Source organism: Tardiphaga sp. 862_B3_N4_1, assembly GCF_051811085.1.
Taxonomy (GTDB): Bacteria; Pseudomonadota; Alphaproteobacteria; order Rhizobiales; family Xanthobacteraceae; genus Tardiphaga; species Tardiphaga robiniae.
Window position 1 is genome coordinate 2,761,622 of sequence record NZ_JBPWQB010000001.1, and the last position, 20,710, is coordinate 2,782,331.

General features: G+C 61.6%; 17 protein-coding genes and 1 pseudogene. 9 read left to right on the top strand and 9 right to left on the bottom strand.

All coding sequences use genetic code 11. From position 1 onward, the window contains the following. Positions 1–820: 820 nt before the first annotated feature. The 7 genes from AB8B02_RS13095 to AB8B02_RS13125 form a co-directional block, all read right to left on the bottom strand. Positions 821–1,042: a hypothetical protein gene (locus tag AB8B02_RS13095; RefSeq protein WP_068732570.1), complete on the bottom strand. Its 222-nt coding sequence runs from the start codon at positions 1,040–1,042 to the stop codon at positions 821–823. Between the two features lie 35 nt (positions 1,043–1,077). Further along, on the bottom strand, positions 1,078–1,308 hold the full coding sequence (locus tag AB8B02_RS13100) for a hypothetical protein (RefSeq protein WP_089263849.1): 231 nt from the start codon (positions 1,306–1,308) through the stop codon (positions 1,078–1,080). A 123-nt stretch (positions 1,309–1,431) separates the two neighbouring features. After that, complete coding sequence (locus AB8B02_RS13105; protein ID WP_439064127.1) at positions 1,432–2,085, bottom strand: hypothetical protein; 654 nt, start codon at positions 2,083–2,085, stop codon at positions 1,432–1,434. Between the two features lie 136 nt (positions 2,086–2,221). Next, the gene (locus AB8B02_RS13110) at positions 2,222–2,581 is read right to left on the bottom strand and encodes a hypothetical protein (RefSeq protein ID WP_439064128.1); all 360 of its coding nucleotides are present in this window, start codon (positions 2,579–2,581) and stop codon (positions 2,222–2,224) included. Positions 2,582–2,781: 200 nt separating this feature from the next. Further along, positions 2,782–3,294, bottom strand: coding sequence for a transcriptional regulator LdtR (gene ldtR / locus AB8B02_RS13115; protein ID WP_068732529.1), 513 nt, complete (start codon positions 3,292–3,294; stop codon positions 2,782–2,784). A 339-nt stretch (positions 3,295–3,633) separates the two neighbouring features. After that, a complete protein-coding gene (locus tag AB8B02_RS13120) occupies positions 3,634–5,199 on the bottom strand; it encodes an AMP-binding protein (RefSeq protein ID WP_439064129.1) in 1,566 nt (521 codons plus the stop codon). A 55-nt stretch (positions 5,200–5,254) separates the two neighbouring features. After that, positions 5,255–5,734: a DUF6163 family protein gene (locus AB8B02_RS13125; RefSeq protein WP_231080385.1), complete on the bottom strand. Its 480-nt coding sequence runs from the start codon at positions 5,732–5,734 to the stop codon at positions 5,255–5,257. Positions 5,735–5,964: 230 nt separating this feature from the next. On the opposite strand from AB8B02_RS13125, the gene hemB reads away from it, so the two are divergent. From hemB to AB8B02_RS13140, 3 genes are all read left to right on the top strand, one after another. Next, the gene (hemB, locus tag AB8B02_RS13130) at positions 5,965–7,026 is read left to right on the top strand and encodes a porphobilinogen synthase (protein ID WP_184517637.1); all 1,062 of its coding nucleotides are present in this window, start codon (positions 5,965–5,967) and stop codon (positions 7,024–7,026) included. A 126-nt stretch (positions 7,027–7,152) separates the two neighbouring features. Next, positions 7,153–7,734 carry an RDD family protein gene (locus tag AB8B02_RS13135; protein ID WP_089263843.1) on the top strand — a complete coding sequence of 194 codons (582 nt, stop codon included), beginning with the start codon at positions 7,153–7,155 and terminating at the stop codon, positions 7,732–7,734. Between the two features lie 99 nt (positions 7,735–7,833). Continuing rightward, on the top strand, positions 7,834–8,610 hold the full coding sequence (locus AB8B02_RS13140) for an arginyltransferase (RefSeq protein ID WP_089263842.1): 777 nt from the start codon (positions 7,834–7,836) through the stop codon (positions 8,608–8,610). Positions 8,611–8,645: 35 nt separating this feature from the next. Here AB8B02_RS13140 and AB8B02_RS13145 read toward each other — a convergent pair. Continuing rightward, positions 8,646–9,131, bottom strand: a pseudogene (locus AB8B02_RS13145) (divalent metal cation transporter); the annotation flags it as partial. A 342-nt stretch (positions 9,132–9,473) separates the two neighbouring features. Here AB8B02_RS13145 and AB8B02_RS13150 point away from each other — a divergent pair. Continuing rightward, a complete protein-coding gene (locus AB8B02_RS13150) occupies positions 9,474–12,800 on the top strand; it encodes an adenylate/guanylate cyclase domain-containing protein (protein WP_439064130.1) in 3,327 nt (1,108 codons plus the stop codon). A gap of 19 nt (positions 12,801–12,819) precedes the next feature. Further along, complete coding sequence (locus tag AB8B02_RS13155; protein ID WP_371424942.1) at positions 12,820–13,500, top strand: peroxiredoxin-like family protein; 681 nt, start codon at positions 12,820–12,822, stop codon at positions 13,498–13,500. Between the two features lie 347 nt (positions 13,501–13,847). On the opposite strand, the gene AB8B02_RS13160 is transcribed toward AB8B02_RS13155, so the two are convergent. Continuing rightward, complete coding sequence (locus AB8B02_RS13160) at positions 13,848–15,242, bottom strand: Nramp family divalent metal transporter (RefSeq protein ID WP_439064131.1); 1,395 nt, start codon at positions 15,240–15,242, stop codon at positions 13,848–13,850. A 154-nt stretch (positions 15,243–15,396) separates the two neighbouring features. Between AB8B02_RS13160 and AB8B02_RS13165 the strand changes: the two genes are divergently transcribed. The 4 genes from AB8B02_RS13165 to AB8B02_RS13180 all read left to right on the top strand — a co-directional run bounded on the left by AB8B02_RS13165 (position 15,397) and on the right by AB8B02_RS13180 (position 20,634). Further along, positions 15,397–16,656: an MFS transporter gene (locus AB8B02_RS13165; protein ID WP_439064132.1), complete on the top strand. Its 1,260-nt coding sequence runs from the start codon at positions 15,397–15,399 to the stop codon at positions 16,654–16,656. A 198-nt stretch (positions 16,657–16,854) separates the two neighbouring features. Next, entirely contained in the window at positions 16,855–17,988 is a 1,134-nt protein-coding gene (locus tag AB8B02_RS13170; protein WP_439064133.1) for a TRAP transporter substrate-binding protein, read from the top strand. Positions 17,989–18,106: 118 nt separating this feature from the next. Next, on the top strand, positions 18,107–18,775 hold the full coding sequence (locus tag AB8B02_RS13175) for a TRAP transporter small permease subunit (RefSeq protein WP_120292142.1): 669 nt from the start codon (positions 18,107–18,109) through the stop codon (positions 18,773–18,775). Beyond that, positions 18,772–20,634 (top strand): TRAP transporter large permease, encoded by a 1,863-nt coding sequence (locus AB8B02_RS13180; RefSeq protein WP_309945374.1) that lies wholly within the window; start codon positions 18,772–18,774, stop codon positions 20,632–20,634. The genes AB8B02_RS13175 and AB8B02_RS13180 overlap by 4 nt, the downstream gene beginning before the upstream one ends. Positions 20,635–20,710: the final 76 nt, after the last annotated feature.

Genomic DNA, 20,710 nt, shown 5'->3' on the forward strand with positions numbered 1-20,710 from the left:
AACCCCAGCCACTCCAATTGGAGCGGCTGGGAATCTCGAAGTGTTTGGCACGATAGGAGACTCCCATGCTGAGATTCCGGGTTCGCCTGCGCGAAGGCGCGCAGCCGCCCTCAGGCAAACCAATTGGTTCGCCGGGGAATGACAGTGTGGGGCGGCAAGACAGTACCCAAACATTTTTTCCTATTCCCCATTGACTGCATCCCTAACTTGATTATATTCTCCTCCGTCCTGCCCCACCGAGAGGGGCGATCGCGATCGTCACGTTCGCGGGGTGGGATGCGGTGGACGCCGGAGATGCGGCGTCGCGCGGTTCACGGGTGACGTCTGTCTTCGGGCAGGACGGATCTGCGCCAGCACTGCCACTGGCAAGGAGACGGCTGGCCTTGAGATGGAAAGAATCCTGGACAGTGTGACGGACGACCAATTCGAAACGCGTTCGGCCCAGTCGCTTGAGGCTCCCTTCCCATCGCCTTGGGACTTTAATTCGCGATCGGAGCGTTCGTCGAGGCAAAGTGCAAGCAACCGAAAAAACACCGCATGCGGAACGTCGGGCACTTGCTCGGCGCCTCCGAAAGTCCTGATGCACTCTAACCCTGCGGAAGACCGCATCGCATCAGGCCCAAGGGTGCAACGGGCACCCGGCGTTCCGCACGCCCTCTCACAGGGGGCCGGGAATGCAGGAGACGACGGCGCCCCCGCGCTGCAAATAACAGGGGTGATGACGCATGTCTGAAGGGTAGTAGCTGTTTGAAATTTGAATCTGATGAAGCCCTGGACAGGGCGCCAGCGCTTAAACGCAGCGCTATTGCGCCCTACTCCCTCAAAGGCCGGTAAACCCGGCCTTCACCGGATCGTTGCTGCCATCGAGCTCACGCAAATAGGTCAAGCCGAACACCGTCAGCCGGTGCGGATCCTTCTCGCCACCGTCGAACAGCGACTGCACATAGTCGGTCACCTTGGTGCGGGCTTCGTCGGATGCAGCCTGCGTGCGGCTCATCATCAGGTCATAGGTGTGCATGATGCGGTCGATGGCAATCTGCATGTCGTCATTTTCCCCGTTGGACATCAGAAAACCGGCTACGCGGCTTCAGCCCGTGCAGCCTGGAATTGCGCGATCGCTCTGTTCGCAAGGCGAAGCTTGTTGTCTTCGCCGCGATGAAACATCCGGACGATGATTTCGAGCAGCCGATCGTTGGTGAGATAAGTATCGGGGATCGCGCCGGACTTGCGCAGGTAGTTCGCAGCGATGGCATAGGCGTCGCCCACCGCCTCGACATTCATCACTTTCAGACCGCGTTCGACCAGCATGACTTGATCCCTTCTGACGAAGCGATAAGCCGCGAGAATGGAACCGGTTCCATCGACATGGAAGAAAGTTGTGAGACTGCTACTGAGCGATCTAGGCGAATCGAGAGCTTAGCCAAGCAATAGTCACGCAAGACGATTGCCGGACAGATCGAATTTTAGGCCTTCTGGCATATTCACGCCGACCAATTTAAACGGTTCGGGTGTGACCCACGACCTTTCCAACATGGCGCGAACTTTAAAAGCCAAGCTTATCGTCTGCTTTATTTCGTCGTCAGAAAAGGCTCGGCTGTTGTTTTCGTAAAGGCCGTATTCTCTCAAGTCTCTAAGGATATTAGACCGCACAAAGTGCAGCAATAAATGAGCCGCCGCTATATCGGGACAGGACCTCTGATCCTTTTGCTCTTCATCGCTCAGGCTATGAGGTTGCGTACGCGCAATCCAAGATGCGATGTCTTCTGTGCTATTGCTCGGGAATTCATCCGCGTAGCGCTTTGCCATCGTTCGGACGAAGAATGAGCCGAATGCGTAGTTCATTATATGGCCAGCAAGGGCATCCTGACGCTTTGCATGTGCATTCGTCTTGCCGCCAAAGATGCCCATATGCACCTCTGCATCGGGATACGAGACTTTTGTCAGAACTTCGACAAATTCGCCCATTTGCTCAAGCGCAACTACTATCAATGTGGCAGCGGAACGCGCCCTATCCTGCGCGTGCAAATAGGCGGCATCGGAGACGAGCCGTTCGGCGTTAGCGAGATAATCCTTTGGTGTCGCCACTGCTCTCTCAGAGAGTTTGCTCCAACTTGCCTACAGCAAGCTTACGTGTTGGGCAGCACGATTGCAATTTCTGAGACTTAAAATTCAAGTTGGTCGGCGGCAATTCCACTCCTGCTTGGCACGAGTGACGAATCGCTCACGCCGCCTTCACGCTTTCCGTTGGTTTATTTGACAGCCACGAACACACGGCGGCTGGAATTGCGCCGATCAGACCGAGTGCCACGAGTTGCTTGCTGGAGCCGAGAAGCAAGGCCATCGCCAACACTGACAGCCCGTAGGCAAGAAGTGTCGTCGTCATGACCGCAGGCATGGACGTCCTGGCAATCAGCCAGTCGAGCAAAGCGACCAGGAGCCCCGGCACAATAAAGACGAGATACATGAACACCGGCCCTGTACCGCTATCCACCGCTGCGCCCGTCAGGACGTACGTCACTGCGTAGAACGCGACAGTCGCAACGGCAGGAAAGAGGAGCAGAAAGATCAACAAGCGCTTCATGAAATCATCTCCAATATCTCTGTGTCTGTCTTGGAGGTGTTTTCGTTCAGCAAGCGTGGGATGCGCGTAACGCCAAAGAAAAAGGCGCCCTGCGAGGGCGCCTTGATCAATTTCAGTGTCGCATGCGTCTTGCGCGCATTTCGATGTGCTTTCGGAGGGCAATCCGTCGGCAGTGGTTCGGCGACTTGGAGGTCGAAGTCTCAGAGACGATACAGGATCTGGTCGGTCCAGAAGCGCTCGAGGCGGTGCAGCGACTTGTTGAGGGTCGCGAATTCCTCGTTGGAGATGCCACCGACCTGCTCGACCGTCTTGACGTGCTTCTGATACAGCGCGTCGACGATGTGGCGGATTTCCTGGCCCTGCGCCGTCAGACGGATGCGAACCGAACGACGATCGACGCGCGAGCGCTGATGATCGAGGAAGCCGAGTTCGACGAGCTTCTTCAGGTTATAGGACACGTTGGAGCCGAGATAGTAACCACGGGTGCGCAGCTCGCCGGCGGTCAATTCCTTGTCGCCGATATTGTAGAGCAGCAGTGCCTGGACCGAATTGATATCAGCGCGGCCGCGGCGATCGAATTCATCCTTGATGACGTCGAGCAGACGGCGATGCAGACGCTCCACCAACGTCAAGGCTTCCAGATAAAGCGGCTGAACCGGCGCCTGGCCCGGAACGAGATCGACGCTTTCCACCGTCGCAACGGTCTTCATCATGACACTACCCCTGTTGTCGTTTTTATCGACTTATTCGACGAAACTTGTGTCCCGTCTGATAGGGCCAACTTAAGGGGGAGCGTTTGAAGAACCGCTTAAATAAGACAATAAAGAGATCATGAATTTGAGACAGTGAATCTGAGATTAAGCCGGTGAAACAAGGGGTTTTCGCAAGGTTTGATTCACGCTGCAGAGCCCATGTTCCAGCTTTGTCCGCCCGATCTGTCGCATAGCGGAACAGCTTCCGTAAAATTCGAAACACTCGCGTAAGGTTCGTAACCGGGGTGTTAGGGTGACCGAAGTCTTACCGCCAACGCCCCGAAAATTAATTCGACAATTTTACGCAACTCCGCGCGTTCGCCCGTCCCAATAGGGCGCGCGCAATGCCTTGCGATCGATCTTGCCGAGCCCCGTCACGGGGATCTCACTGACGAAATCGATGGTCTTCGGCGACCACGGCGCGCCGCGCTTGTCTTTCACATGCGCCTGAAGTTCCTCCACGGAATTATTCGCGCCGGCTTTCAGCACCACGAAGGCCTTCACCGCCTCGCCCCACTTCGCATCGGGAATTCCGATGACCGCAGCGGACGCCACCGCATGATGCGCCATCAGGGCATCCTCGACTTCACGCGGATAGATGTTGAAGCCGCCCGAGATGATCATGTCCTTGGTGCGGTCGACGATATAGAAGAAGCCGTCGCTGTCCTTCACCGCGACATCGCCGGTGTGCAGCCAGCCACCTCGAAACGCGTCTTCGGTGGCATCCGGCCGTTTCCAGTAACCATCCATCACCAGCGAGCCGCGCACGCAGATCTCGCCGGGCTCCCCTGTCGCCACTTCGCGCATCTCGGCATCGAACAGTTTGACCTCGACCATCGGATTGGCGCGGCCGCAGGAGCCGAGACGGCCCGGCTTGCTGTCGTCGTGATCGATCTTGCGCATGGTGGTGATGATCTGCGGCGCTTCGGTCTGGCCGTAGAGCTGCACGAACACATTGCCGAAGATGCCTACGCCCTCGCGCAGCCGGTCCGGCGACATCGGCGCCGCGCCGTAGACGATCATCTGCAATGACGACATGTCGTATTTGGCGCGCAGCTCCGGCGCGTCGATCAGCGCATAGATCAGCGTCGGCACCAGGAAGGTCGCGGTAATCTTCTCCTCATGCACCACGCGGCAATAGGTTTCCGCATCGAAACCCTGCACCAGCCGTGCGAAACCGCCGCGCAGCATCACCGGAAACAGCGTGATGCCGGCGGCGTGGCTGATCGGCGTCGCCGCGAGATAGCGGATATCGGCCGGCCAGTCCCAGTCCGCGTAGATCGCCAGCGACATCGCCACCAGCACGCGATGCGGCAGCATCACGCCCTTCGAACGGCCCGTGGTGCCACCGGTATAAGCCAGCCAGCAGATATCGCCGGTGCTGCTCTCGTCCACCAGCGGCGCCGGCGTCGCATTGGGCAGTTCGGCCAGCAGATCGCGCGCGCCATCGAGCGCGCCGAAGGACAGCAAGTGTTTCAGGCCCGGCACGCGGCTGCGCAGCGAGAGGCCGCGCGCGGCGAACTTGCCGGCCTCCACGATCAGCGCGGAGATCTCGGCGTCCTCGAGAATGAAGGCGTGGTCGTCCTCGGCGGCCATGGGATGCAGCGGCGTGTAGCGCAGGCCCATCACGGCGGCGGCGGAAATTGCGGCCCAGCTCTCGGCGCGGTTGCCGGAGAGAATGGACAGCGCATCGCCCCTCTTCAGGCCAAGGCTGCGGAACAGGCTGATGAAACGCGCGACCACGTCGCCGAATTCGCGGTAGCTCCAGCGGACATGGCCGTCCGCGAGCGCGGGCTGGTCGCCATAGCGGGCGATGGCGCTGACGATGATGCTGCCGGCGGTGCCGCCGGAATAAAGCTGGTTCAAAATGACCTCCCTGAATGCAGGGCCTTCTGCGAGGCCTCTGCTTGACGTCCTGAGCCTATGGCGGCCGTTCGCGCGCCGCCATCCATGCCAGCGCAAGGTAGCCTGCGAGAAACGCAGCCTGGACGCCGACGATCAGGAGGTTGCCGCCATAGATGGTCGGAAACATCAGCTCGATGACCGCCATGGACACCACGGTCGTCAGCCAGACGACGGCGCCCCATGGCGTCGCGAGCCAGAGGCCGACGGCGCTGACCAGTTCGATGACGGCGAAATAGACCGTGGCGGTCTGCCAGCCCATGGTCTGGACCTCGAAGGCGTCATCCTCGGTGCCGACAAAGCCGGTAACCTGCGCCCAGTGATAAAGGCCCTGCATCATCGAGACGACGGCCATCACGCGCAGGAACAGGACCAGGCGCCGGGTCCAGATGTTTTCGTCGGATTCGATGCGTCCGGACGAGATCGCCGCAACCGACATGGCATGGTCCCGCGACGTGGGCTCTCTCGACCCGAGGTCGCGCGGCATCTGCTCAGACATGCGAATGCGATCTCACGGATGGGAACTGGACGTTTGGGCGACGGTTCAGGCGATTCATGGGGGCTTTTTGTGAGCCTTTGGGCCTGCAAAATCAATGACCCAGCCCGTCACGTCACGCGCGCATGACGTGCATGATCGCGGTGACGCCGGGACATCGAGGTGCTAGACTTAGAACAGGTCGAATTTAAGGGGCTTTCGACCTCACGAAGGCCCGCGGGAGAGACGGTATTATGGCAATCAAGTTCGGGCGCCCCATCGAATTGCGCGATCACGCCCCCCGCCCGGCCACTTATGATGCCCCCTCCCTCGGCCTGACCACCCGCCCCCGCCGTAACCGCAAGTCCGAATGGGCCCGCCGGCTGGTCCGCGAGAACGTGCTGACCACCGACGACCTGATCTGGCCGCTTTTCGTGATCGACGGCGACAACCAGCGCGCGGCGATTGCCTCGATGCCCGGCGTGGAACGCCTCAGCGTCGATCAGGCAGTGCGCGATGCCGAGCGTGCCATGAAGCTGGACATCCCCTGCATCGCGCTGTTCCCCTATACCGACCCGTCGCTGCGTGACGAGATGGGCACCGAGGCCTGCAACGCCAACAATCTGGTTTGCCAGTCCGTGCGCGCCATCAAGAAGGAATTCCCCGACCTCGGTATCCTCTGCGACGTGGCACTGGATCCGTTCACCAGCCATGGTCATGACGGGCTGATCCAGAACGGCAAGATCCTCAACGACGAGACCGTCGCCGTGTTGGTCCAGCAGGCGCTGGTCCAGGCCGAGGCCGGCTGCGATATCATTGCGCCATCGGACATGATGGACGGCCGTGTCGGCGCGATCCGCGAGGCGCTGGACGAAGCGGGATTCCTGGACGTGCAGATCATGGCCTATGCCGCGAAATATGCCTCGGCCTTCTACGGCCCGTTCCGCGATGCCATTGGCTCGGCCAAGACGCTAACCGGCGACAAGCGTACCTATCAGATGGATAGCGCCAATTCCGACGAGGCGCTGCGCGAGGTCGAACTCGATCTCGCCGAAGGCGCCGACATGGTCATGGTCAAGCCTGGCATGCCCTATCTGGATATTGTGCGCCGCGTGAAGGACACGTTCGCGGTTCCGACCTTCGCCTATCAGGTGTCCGGCGAATACGCGATGATCATGGCCGCCGCGAACAACGGCTGGATCGACGGCGACCGCGCCATCATGGAAAGCCTGCTCGGCTTCAAGCGCGCCGGCGCCGATGGCGTGCTGACTTATTTCGCGCCACACGCCGCGGAACGCATCAAGGCTGCGCGCTGAGCGCATCCGCGCTCAAGCCACGCCTGATTTACGTCATGGACAGTCTGTAACGATTCCGCACACTTGTTGCGCGGTCTGGTGATATCCATGTGATGGACCGTGAGGATGCAAACGGAGGGATGCGTCATGTCTGATACCGGCCCGAATGCTGGCGGCCCCAACAACGGAAGCTGGCAGGGCGACACCTGGCGCAGTGCCGGTACCCCGCCCCGCGCCCATGCCTTCGATCCCTATGCGCAGCCGGATTTATTCCGCGGCGTGTTGATGCGGCGCGTTGTCGCCTTCCTGATCGATCTCGTGGTGCTGTCGATTCCGATCGTGCTGGCTTGGGTTTTCATTCTCCTGTTTGGCGTCGTCACCCTCGGCCTCGGCTGGGCGCTGTTCTGGCTGATCTCGCCGGCGACGGTGATCTGGCCGGTCGTCTATTACGGCATGTCGCTGGGCGGCCCGCATTCGGCCACCGTTGGCATGCGGATGATGGACCTGCAGATGCGCACCTTCAGCGGCACGCCGGGCTACTTCGTGCTCGGCGCCGCGCACGCGGTCCTGTTCTGGGCCTCGGTGTCGCTGCTCACGCCGCTGGTGCTGGTGGTCGGCCTGCTCAATGGCCGCCGTCAGCTGCTGCATGACCTCGTGCTGGGAACCGTGGTGGTGAATAATTCCGTGGTCCGCGCCGCTTACGCCCAGCCGCCCGGCCGCGCCTACTAACAACCACTAAGAACGCCAACTTGGCCGGGCAAAGCGATTGACCGTTTGCCCGGCCGGCGCGATGCTACGCCAAACTGCTTCGGAGACCGACGGCAACCCGTGACCCAGCACTCCCGCGACACTCCGCAATTCTACCTCACGGCGCCGTCGCCCTGCCCCTACCTGCCGGGCCGGCACGAACGGAAAGTTTTCACCCATCTGGTCGGCGACAAGGCCGGCGATCTCAACGACCTGCTCACCCATGGCGGCTTCCGGCGTAGCCAGTCGATTGCCTATCGCCCGGCCTGCGACCAGTGCCGCGCCTGCGTCTCCGTCCGGGTCATCGCCAATGAATTCAAGCCGTCGCGCAACTTCCGCAAGATCCAGGCACGCAATGCCGACGTGATCGGCGAGCAGCGCAGCGCGGTGCCGACCTCCGAACAGTATTCCGTGTTCCGCGCCTATCTCGACCAGCGCCATCGCCATGGCGGCATGGCCGACATGACCGTGCTCGATTACGCGATGATGGTCGAAGACAGCCACGTCGAAACCCGCATCATCGAATATCGTCGCCGCGGCCCCGATACAGGCATCACCGGCCGCGGCGAGGACCTGCTCGCAGTCGCGCTGACCGATGTGCTCAGCGATGGGCTGTCGATGGTGTATTCATTCTTCGAGCCCGGTGAAGAAAGCCGCTCGCTCGGCACCTTCATGATCCTCGACCACATCGCCCGCGCCAGGCGGCTCGGCCTGCCTTACGTCTATCTCGGCTACTGGATCGAAGGCTCCAAGAAGATGGACTACAAGGGCCGCTATCTGCCGCAGCAGCGGCTGGCGCCATCAGGATGGCTGCGCGTGGACGCGACCGGCGAAACGATGCCCGAGCCGCAGGATTAGCTGGCCCGGCCGCGGCCGCCCGGGATTTCAGGTCTTCAGCCGAAAAAGGTGTCGTAAAGCAGTTTGCAGTTCAGGATCACGATGATGCCAGCGATGATCCATGCCACCGTGGCGACCGACCGCGAAATTACGAAGTCACCCATCTTTCGCCGATCCGAGACAAACCGCACCAGCGGGATGACTGCAAATGGCAATTGCATCGACAGGATGACCTGACTGAAGACGAGGAGTTGTCCGGTGCCGCGTTCGCCATAGAGCGCAGTGACGACCACGACCGGAACGATCGCGATGCCGCGCGTCACGAGCCGGCGCGCCCAGTTCGGCAGGCGCAGCCGGAGAAAGCCTTCCATCACGATCTGGCCGGCCAGCGTTGCCGTCACCGTCGAGTTGAGACCGGATGCCAGCAATGCGATCGCGAAAAGCGTCGATGCGATGCCGAGGCCTAGCAACGGCGACAACAGCTCGTAAGCCTGACCGATCTCAGCCACATCGGCATGACCTGACGTATGGAACGTCGCGGCATCGAAGGAGTGCCGTCTGCAATCGTCAAAACTGGTCGATCCGATCGTCACGCGCCACATTGCTCTGGCGATGTCGCGTCATGGAAGCCTGACGCTGGCATGCCGGACTGTCATGGAGCTCACGCGGGAGATCGCGAAATCCAGCGCGGCAGGACTACGCCGCGCGTAGTCGAGGCCCGATCAGCGGCATCGATGATCCCGGTCGCGCATGCGCGCTGGCAGGGCCGCAGCCATGGCTTGCTCTTCCGGCGCCAAAAGCCCATTGTTACCAAGGATCCAGGGCCTGTTCGACGAGGTCCAGGATTAGATCGTGCCATCGCGGCTTCCGCGAGGTCTTGATCCATGAACTGCTCGTGTTGCGGTTTCGAGGTTCAGAGCGGCTTTGCGTTCTGCCCAAAATGCGGCGCGAAGCAGCCGGACCCATGCCCCAGTTGCGGCTACGCGTGCGCACCGGATTTTGCGTATTGCCCGAAATGCGGCGCCCGCGTCGATCACGCCCCCAAGGCCGGCAACCAGCGGGAGCCGTCATCGCCAACAATTCCGGCGACGGTCACGACTAGCGCCCGTTCACCGGCGCTGATGCTTGTCGAGCCCGAGCGCACACCCCGGCGGACGCTCCATAAGGTCGACAGCGAAGCCAACCGCCGCACCATCACGGTGCTGTTTGCGGACCTCAGCGGCTTCACCACGATGAGCGAACGGCTCGACCCGGAAGTCATGCAGGCGTTTCAGAACGAATTATTCGAGGAACTGACCGCAGCCGTGCAAAATTTCGGCGGCTTCGTGGACAAATTCATTGGCGATGCGCTACTCGCTCTGTTTGGTGCGCCGGCCGCGCACGAGGACGATCCTGAGCGGGCACTCCGCGCGGCCCTCGACATGATCAAGCGCACGGCGTGCTTAAGCGAACGCTCGAAGATATCCGCCGGATCGCCGCTCATGCTTCATATCGGAATCAACACCGGGCACGTGGTTGCGGGTGGATTGGGCGCAGGCGTTGCCAAGTCCTATTCAGTGACCGGCGACACGGTGAATACCGCTCAACGCTTGCAGTCGATGGCCCCCCCGGGCGACGTGCTGGTGGGACCGCTGACCTACCGCCTCACCCGGCATGCATTCTCGTATGAATCTCTCGGCGACGTTGCGCTGCGCGGCAAGGCAGGCAGCGTCCTGGTCCATCGTCTGAGGGGCCCGCTCGAGACACCGCGTGCGGCACGCGGACTCGAGATACTGGGCCTGAGCGCGCCGCTGATCGGGCGCGACGCGGAGATGGCCCGTATGATGGGGTGCCTTGACCTGGCGTGTAACGGAGCTGCCCAGCTGATGCGGCTGGTTGGCGAAGCCGGCATCGGAAAATCGCGCCTGGTGGATGAATTCGCTACCCGCGCTCGCGATGAGGATCGCTTCGCAGGCGTGGCGATCCGGCGGGCCGCTTGCTCGCCGCTGGGCGAGCAATCCTACGGTGCTCTTGCCGCAGTGCTGCGCAGCGCCTACGGCATCGCGCACAAGGCTTCGGCGGCAGAGGCGCAAGCCAAGCTAGCCGAAGCGTTGTCGGGGCTTGGCATGGCGGCCGAAGAGGTCGAGCGGCTGATGCCCCTCTATTTTTATGTTCTTGGTCTCGGCGACCCCGACGACGCCCTGCAGCACGTTGAACCGGAACAGCTTCGACGGCAGATTTTTTTCGCGATCCGCACCGTCTTCGAACGGCGTCTGGCCCTATCGCCCCTCCTGATCATTGTCGAGGACCTGCACTGGGCCGACGCCGTATCGCTTGAGGCGCTGCGGTTCGTAATGGATCGGCTGGAGCGCGGGCGGCTGATGCTATTATTCACACACCGGCCGACACTTGAAATGGACCAGCTCGACTCAAGTCGAATTAGCCATACAACACTGCGGCTGGCACCCCTTGGCATCGCCGACGGACAAAAGCTGCTCGCGGCGTTCTTCGGTGACGGTTGGAATGGATCATCCGGCAATCTGTTCAATCGAATTCTTGAACGCGCAAGCGGGAATCCGCTGTTCGTTGAAGAAATCATACGCGGTCTCATCGAAGCTGGCATTTTGGAACGTGACGGCTCGCATTGGCAGATCAAGTCAGATGAAGCGGCCGCTGACATCCCGGCGAGCATTCAGGCGCTGCTGCTCGCGCGAGTGGACCGACTGCCACACGGCGTGCGCAGGTTGGCTCAGGAGGCAGCGGTCATCGGGCCGCGCTTTGATGCGGCCCTTCTCGGTGCCACAGCGACCGACCCGGCGAAAGTAGAGGCAGGGCTTGAACTGCTATGCGACGCCGAGATCATTGAGGAGATCGCGGGCGCAAACTCGATTTCGCTGCAATCCTATCGTTTCACGCAAACCATGCTTCAGGATGTGATCTACCAAAACCTCCTTCTGCAACGGCGCATTGAGATGCATGGGCGGATCGGTGCTGCCCTGGAGCGGCTGTGCGGAGATGATCCGGAGCGGCTCGAAGACCTCTCCCTACTGGGACATCATTTCAGCCTCAGCGCGAGCAAGCCGAAGGGTGCACATTACCTGAGCGCGGCCGGCGATCGCGCACGCGCGATCTATGCCAACGACGACGCCATCCGCCTCTATCAGCAGGCCCTCGCCGTCTTGTTGACCGCTGGCGATCAAGGACCGGAACGGCTTGTGCTATACGAACGAATTGCGGACCTGTGTGGAGCGGCGGGCCGGCGTGACACGGCCGACGAACATTACCAGACGGTATTGGAGGCCCACCGCGCGGCCGGGGACCGCGCCGCCGGAGCGCGGATACTTCGCAAGCTTGGCCGTTTGATGTGGGATGCCGGCAAACGAAACGGGGCGGAGGCGCATTACGCCGAGGCGGCTGCGTTGCTCGAAGGAACGGACGCGCCGATCGAGTGGGCGCACCTGTTACAGGAGCGCGGCCACCTCGCGTTTCGCATCGGCGATCATGCTGCGGCCGCGAGATGGGCAGACGATGCGCTTGGCTACGCTCAATCCGTGCCGCCGGAGGTAGACAAGCAAGCCGGACTAGAAGCGGCTCGCGCCACCGCGGAGGCACTTAATACCAAGGGGGTTGCATTGGCGCGGCTGGGCCGAAGCCAGGAGGCCGTTCGCGAGGTGGAGCGAAGCGTCGCAGTTGCCGAAGCCGCTGGCCTTCTCAGCGCAGCCTGCCGCGGCTACACCAATCTTGGCGTGCTCTACACGATGATCGATCCGGCGCAAGCCATGGAAGTATGTCGGCGCGGTCTTGATGTCGCCCGCCAGATCGGCGATCTCGGTTTTCAGGCGCGTCTCCTTGTCAATCTCGCTGTCGCCTGTTGCACCTTCACGGACAGGTGTGCCGACGAAGGCGTGCCGGCGGCCGAAAAGGCGATCGAACTCGACCGCTCGCTTGATCAGCGCGAACATCTCGCTGTGCCATTGATTGTGCTCGGGCAAATTCATCAATGCCATGGCCAGCCGGAACTCGCCGCCCGCTGCTACAATGAAGCAATTGAGGTGGCGCAGGAAACGGGCGAGCCCCAGCAGCTCTTTCCATGCTATGATGGTCTCGCGACGCTGAACCTCGATCGAGGCGACATGCCTGAGGCCGAGCGGTATTTTGCTCTGGCGCACGATGTCTGCGCCCGGCACGGGCTTAATCCCGAAGCGCTGGTCGTACTGCCATTTCTTGATTAGCAAGTAGAGGAGGTTGACCATGTCTGAGCATCATGTCGATGGGTTACTCCACCCGGGCGACCGCGCACCGAACATTGTGCTGGATGCGATCACACGTGACGGCAAGATCGCGCTTGATGACTTTCGCGGCCACAGCCCAGTACTGGTCGGCTTGTTTCGAGGTCTGCACTGCCCGTTCTGCCGGCGCCATCTCGCGGCCCAGGCGCAACTTGACCCGGCCCTGCGCGAGAAAGGCGTCGAGAGTCTCGTGGTGGTCAACACGCCTATCGACCGTGCGCGGCTCTATTTCCGGTATCATCCCTTGCCCAATCTGCTCGCCGCGTCCGACCCCGAGCGCGTCTCGCACCGCGCGTTTGGCTTGCCCAATCTCGAGTTCACGGAGAGCGAAACCGAATGGCCGCGCAAGCTGGGTATGAACGCCGTCATGAGCATGCGGATGGACATGCCGGGCGAGCTGCCCGAGCCGATGAATCCGATGGCGGCGGCTGATCTTCTCAACACCAAGGACGGCTACGAAATAACCGAAGCCGACGAGCACATGCTGGCAACTGGCCAGGGTCAGCTCTTTGGCCAATTCCTGCTTGACCGGGAGGGCATCGTACGTTGGAGCTTTACCGAAGTTCCTGAGGGTGGCCATCGCATGTTCGGGGCTCCCACTCCGCGAGAGCTGATGTCGGCGGCTTCCGAGGTTGCAGGCTAAGGCATTTCGCTCAACGTCGCCTTGGAGGCCGTTTCACTCAGCCTGCAAACGCATATTGTCGCCGAAGGAAGCATCTACGCTTTGCTGGGACCCTATGCAGTCGCCGCGGCATCGAAGGATGTGCCGTCTGCAATCGTCGAAACTGGTCGATTCGGTCGTCACGCGCCACATTGCTCAGGCGATGTCGCGTCACGGAAGCCTGACGCTGGCATGCTGGACTGTCATGGAGCTCACGCGGGAGATCGCGAAATCCAGCGCGGCAGGATTACGTCGCACATAGCCACAAAGGCCAGTCCCCTTCACCAAAGTTGGTGGCATCATCTGCAGCTGCCTTAAATTTCAAGGCTTCAGCCGAAAAAGGTGTCGTAAAGCAGCTTGCAGTTCAGGATCACGATGATGCCAGCGATGATCCATGCCACCGTGGCGACCGACCGCGAAATTACGAAGTCACCCATCTTTCGCCGATCCGAGACAAACCGCACCAGCGGGATGACTGCAAATGGCAATTGCATCGACAGGATGACCTGACTGAAGACGAGGAGTTGTCCGGTGCCGCGTTCGCCATAGAGCGCAGTGACGACCACGACCGGAACGATCGCGATCCCGCGAGTCACGAGCCGGCGCGCCCAGTTCGGCAGGCGCAGCCGGAGAAAGCCTTCCATCACGATCTGGCCGGCCAGCGTTGCCGTCACCGTCGAGTTGAGACCGGATGCCAGCAATGCGATCGCGAAAAGCGTCGATGCGATGCCGAGGCCTAGCAACGGCGACAACAGCTCGTAAGCCTGACCGATCTCAGCCACATCGGCATGACCTGACGTATGGAACGTCGCGGCGGCGACGATGAGGATCGCCGCGTTGATGAACAGCGCCAGCATCAGCGCGATGGTGCTGTCCGTCGTCGCCCACTTGATCGCGTCGCGGCGGCCTGCATCGGTGCGCGGATAGGCACGGGTCTGCACGATCGACGAATGCAGATAGAGGTTATGCGGCATCACGGTTGCGCCGATAATGCCGATCGCAATGTAGAGCATTTCGGGATTGGTCACGATCGCGGTGGACGGCAGGAAGCCGCTCAACACGGCAGCCACGGGCGGCGCCGCAGCGACAATCTGAACCGTGAAACAGACCGCGATGACGATGAGCAGCGCGATCACGAAAGCTTCGAGAAAACGGAAACCCTTGTTCATCAGCAACAGCAGCAGAAAGGCATCCAGCGCAGTGATGAGCGCACCCCCGATCAGCGGAATGCCGAACAGCAGCTGCAGCGCAATCGCGGTACCGATCACTTCCGCCAGATCGCAGGCGATGATCGCCGTCTCGCAGGCCAGCCACAGCATGATGTTGACCGGCCGGGAAAAGCTGTCGCGGCAGGCCTGCGCCAGGTCGCGGTCGGTGACGATGCCCAGACGCGCGGCCAATGCCTGAAGCAGGATCGCCATCACGTTCGACAGCAGGATCACCGAGAGCAGCGTGTAGCCGAATTTCGAGCCACCTGCGAGATCGGTCGCCCAGTTGCCGGGGTCCATATAGCCGACCGAGACCATGTAACCCGGTCCCGCGAATGCCAGCAGCCGCCGAAACCAGTGCCCGCCGATCGGAACCGGGATCGACGAATTGACTTCCGAAAGGCTGCGCCGGAAATCTCCGCCAAGGCCGGAGCGCCAGCCGGCCGCGTCTGGAACGCTGCCGGGGATTGGAGACGTTGACGAATCGGGCGAGGTTTTCGGCGAAAGTGCATCCATCAGAGCTCAATAGAGCAATCTCTCCCTTGTTGCAACTCATTTGCAACTGCATCTAGCCGGTTGGTGGGCACTCCTTGTCACGGCGTGTGCTCAGTAATCGGGTGGCTGCGTGCTCGTCCGGACCCCATGGTGGCTGTCACAGACAGGAATCACCATGCCCCGCACGCCGACTGACCGACTGCCACCAACCTTCAACCGCCTCGCCTGGTCGAACCTCGCGGCGCAGTCGGCCGAGCAGATCGCACTGGCGGCGGCGCCGATCGTCGCGGTGCTGTTGCTCGGCGTCGGCGAAGGCCCGACCGGATTGCTGCAGACCGCGCTGACCCTGCCCTTCGTGCTGTTCGCCATTCCCGCCGGTCTGCTCGCCGACCGGATGTCGCGCCGCACCCTGATGGCCGGAGCTGAGGCGCTGCGCGCGATCGCACTGTTGCTGACGCTGGGGCTGATCTGGTTCGGCGCGCTGACGATGCCGCTGCTCGCTTTGCTCGGCTTCGTCGCGGTGTGCGGCACCGTGGTCTACAGCGTCGCCGCGCCCTCTCTTGTGCCATCGCTGGTCGTGCCGCAATTGCTTGGCGCGGCGAATGCGCGGATCGAACTCGCGCGCACCGCGGCTTTTGCGAGTGGTCCTGCCATCGGCGGCGCGCTCGTCGGCTTCACTGGCGCCGCGCCTGCCTTCGGCTTTGCCGCAGCGCTGTCGATCATCGCTGTCGCGTTGCTATCGGGCATCCACGAGCCTACGCGCACGACAGTACAGCGACGCAATCCGGTGCAGGACATCGCCGAAGGTCTGTCCTTCGTCTGTTATCACCAGTATTTGCGACCGGTCTTCATCACGCAGTTCATCTTCAGCGCCGCATCCTTCATGGTGCTGGCAGTGTTCGTGCCTTACGCGGTTCGCCGTCTCGGCCTCTCCGCCTCCGGCGTCGGCGTGACACTCGCGATGTATGGCGTGGGCATGGTGATCGGCGCACTGCTGGCAACACGTGTGATGAGACGGTTGCCGTTCGGCACCGTGATCGCGCTTGGCCCCGTCACCGGCTTCGTTTCCGCCGTTGTGATGGCACTGACCACATGGATCCCCTCGCCGGCTTTGGCGGGCCTGAGCTTCTTCCTGCTCGGCGTCGGTCCGATCCTGTGGGTGATCTCCACCGCGACGTTGCGACAGTCGGTAACGCCGCCGAGCCTGCTCGGACGCGTCTCCGCGATCAACATCCTGAGTTACGGCGCCCGTCCGATCGGAACCGGGATCGCGGCCGTTGTCGGCGGGCTCTATCACGCGGAGGCGTGCCTCTACCTCGCCGTCGCGGGTTTCGCCTGGCAGGCCGTGGTGATCCTGACCTCTCCGGCGGTTACACTGGAACGGCAGCCGGACATGGTCGGCGATGTGACCGGATACGTTCCGACGAAAGTCTAACAGGCTTGGTGTAGTTCATCTGTAGTTCGCACTCGCTCATGATCTCCCCGCACCGCAGCACGGATAGTTAGTGTAGTTACGCCGCGTCGAAGCGTCGCAGCAAAGCGAACTTTCTTGCCAAAGCGGCAAGCAAGCCTTTGTCTTGTCACCAATCAACAAGGTCAGTCCGCAAAAGGACGACCATTCGGGGAGAACACAATGGCTTCATCCAAGGACAGGACTCCGTCTCGGCGCCGTTTTCTGAAGGTCGCCACCGCCGGTGCCGCTGCAAGCGTCGTCGCACCGGCAATCGCCCGGGCGCAGGGCCCGATCAGCATGCGCTGGCAGAGCACCTGGCCGGCCAAGGACATCTTCCACGAATACGCGCTCGACTACGCCAAGAAGGTCAACGACATGACCGGTGGCGACCTGAAGATCGAGGTGCTTCCGGCTGGCGCCGTAGTCCCGGCCTTCGGCCTGCTCGATGCGGTTTCCAAAGGCACGCTCGACGGCGGCCACGGCGTGATGGTCTATCACTACGGCAAGCAGACCGCGCTGGCGCTGTGGGGCTCTGGCCCGGCCTATGCGATGGATGCCAACATGCTGCTAGCCTGGCACAAATTTGGCGGCGGCAAGGAGCTTCTGGCAAAGCTCTATGCATCGATCAACGCCAATGTCGTGTCACTTCCCTACGGACCGATGCCGACCCAGCCACTCGGCTGGTTCAAAAAGCCGGTGACCAAGGCCGATGATCTCAAGGGTGTGAAATTCCGCACCGTCGGCATCTCCATCGACGTGTTTACCGGCCTTGGTGCAGCAGTGAACGCATTGCCGGGCGGCGAAATCGTCTCGGCGATGGATCGCGGCCTGCTCGATGCGGCCGAGTTCAACAACGCTTCGTCGGACCGCATCCTTGGATTCCCCGACGTATCCAAGACCTGCATGCTGCAGAGCTATCACCAGAATGCCGAACAGTTCGAAATCCTGTTCAACAAAACCAAATATGACGCTCTGCCCGAGAAGCTGCGGGCGATCATCGCGGGCGCCGCCGATGCGGCCGGTCAGGAGATGTCCTGGAAGGCCATCGACCGCTATTCGCAGGATTATGCGGAGATGCAGAGCAAGGACAAGGTCAAGTTCTACAAGACGCCGGACTCGATCCTGCAGAAGCAGCTTGAGGTCTATGACGAGGTCGTCGCCAAGAAATCGGCCGAGAATCCCCTGTTCAAGGAAATCTCCGAGTCCCAGCAGGCCTTCGCCAAGCGCGCCACGCAGTGGGAGCAGGACACGGTCGTGAATCGCCGCATGGCCTACAACCATTACTTCGGCCCGAACGCGAAGAAGAAGACCTGACGCCATCAGGCGCACATATCCCGCATCATCCGGGACTTTCTCCCGGATGATGCTTTGTTGTTGCCTGATATCGCCGATCTTCACCTACCCACATGTCCTGTAGACTGGCCTCCATGAAATGACCGCCGAGCGTTTCCTGCAATCCATCGACGGTATCAGTACATTCGCCGGCAAGGCCGCGGCCTGGCTCATTTTGGGATTGATGGGCCTCGTCTGCGCCGAAGTGTTCAAGCGCTATATGCTGAACATGCCGACGGCATGGATCTTCGACGCGTCGAACATGCTCTATGGCACGCTATTCATGCTGTGCGGCGCCTATACGCTGGCGCAGAACGGTCATGTCCGTGGCGACTTTCTATACAGCTCGATGCGGCCGCGCACGCAGGCCTCGCTCGATCTCGTTCTCTACATCGTGTTCTTCCTGCCCGGCATTGCCGCGCTGGTCTATGCGGGCTGGGACTATGCGGGCGACAGCTGGCGCATCCGCGAGCATTCCAACGTCACGGCGGACGGACCGCCCGTCTATCATTTCAAGGCAATGATCCCGCTCGCCGGCGCGTTGCTGTTGTTGCAGGGCATGGCTGAAATCACCCGCGCCGCGATTTGCCTGAAGACAGGGGTGTGGCCGAGCCGGCTCAAGGACGTGTCCGAAATCGATGTCGTCGAGGAGCAGCTCGCGCATAGCGAACACGTCGATGATGACGTGCGCAGGAACGCCATCGCGCAGGCGCAGGAGATCGAGGAGAGCGCACGCCAGCGCGGCATGGGCGGGGAGACGCAAAAATGAGCGATCCTGCACTCGGCCTCCTGATGCTCGGCCTCATCGTTGTCGTGATCATGCTGGGCTTCCCCACGGCCTTCACGCTGATGGGTCTCGGCATGTTCTTCGGCTTCTTCGCCTATTACCGCGCGGGTGAGTCCTGGGCCGACAACCACATCTTCGACCTGATGGTCCAGCGCACCTATGGCGCCATGACCAACGACGTCCTGATCTCCATTCCGCTCTTCGTGCTGATGGGCTATGTGATGGAACGCGGCGCGCTGGTCGACAAGATGTTCTATTCGATCCAGCTCGCCTTCCGCCGCGTCCCGGCCTCGCTGGCGGTGGCGACGCTGATCGTCTGCACTTTCTGGGGCATAGCATCCGGTCTGGTCGGCGCTGTCGTCGTACTGATGGGCGTGATCGCCTTCAATCCGATGCTGAAGGCCGGCTATGACGTCAAGCTGGCGTCCGGCGTGATCACGGCCGGCGGCACGCTGGGCATCCTGATCCCGCCATCGGTGATGATCATCGTCTATGCCGCGGTCGCCGGGCAGTCTGTCGTGAAGCTCTATGCCGCTGCGATGTTTCCGGGCTTCTTTCTGGCCTTCCTCTATCTCGTCTACATCATCGGCTGGGCGCTCATTAACCCCAAGATCGCGCCGAAGCTGCCCGAGAGCGAAACACGCGTGCCCGTCCGGCCGTGGATCGCCGATCTGCAGCAAGCCTATTCGCACCAGATGCTGCCGGCTTTGCTGACGGCAGCCGTGGCGCCGTCGCGCGCGATGGCCCTGACCATGGACGGCGCACGGATCACCTATGCGACGATCCTGAAGAATCTCGGTTTTGCATTGGTGCCACTGATCCTGGCGCTGACCACGCTATGGGCCGCGTGGTGGTATGTCGTCATCCATCCGCAGCCCGACGCCCCCGCACCCGCCGCGATCACCGAGCGGGTTCAGTCCGGCGACGCCAGCACCGCCACACCTGAAGAAGAAAAACTGGAGGAGCTGGGCGCCGCCCAGTCCGGCTCGGCAAAAGAGAGTGAACCGGAAGTGTTGCAGCAGATGGGCAATGCCGATTTGCAAAACAGTCCGACGAATGCGCCGGTCGATGCCGGGCCGCCGCCGGAATTCTACACCTACTTCGCCTTCACCGCAGCCATCATCGCCCTGATGCTGTTCTATTATTACTGGACCATGGGCGCCGCGCAGTTCGAGGTATTGCGACTGCTGACATCGTCCGTGATGCCGCTCGGCATTCTGACCGCCATCGTATTGGCCGTGATCCTGCTCGGCATCACGACGGCAACGGAGTCCGCCGCCGTCGGTGCCGCCGGCGCGTTCCTGCTCGCCTTCCAGGCGCGGACGCTGGACTGGAAGCGCACCAAGGAGGCCGTATTCCTGACCGCCAAGACCACATCCATGGTGTGCTGGCTATTCGTCGGATCGGCGCTGTTCTCCGCGGTGTTCGCCATTCTCGGCGGACAGGCGCTGCTGGAGAGCTGGGTATTGTCGCTGAACCTGACGCCGGTCCAGTTCATGATCCTGTCGCAGGCGATCATCTTCATCCTCGGCTGGCCGCTGGAATGGACGGAGATCATCGTGATCTTCGTGCCGATCTTCCTGCCGATGCTGAAGCATTTCGGCATCGACCCGATCTTGTGGGGCGTTCTCGTCTTCGTGAACCTGCAGGCCGCCTTCCTGTCGCCGCCGGTCGCGATGTCCGCCTTCTATCTGAAAGGCGTCGCGCCATCGCACGTGACGCTGAACCAGATCTTCTCCGGCATGATGCCCTATATGCTCATCGTCATCATCTGCATGGTGCTGATGTATATCTGGCCCGGCCTGACGCTGTGGCTGCCGAATTACCTCTACGGCAACTGATCCATCAGCCTCGACCACCGCCGGGAACGCGGCAGTGGCACTCACGTCCTCCCGGAATACCGCATGACTGCCCTGC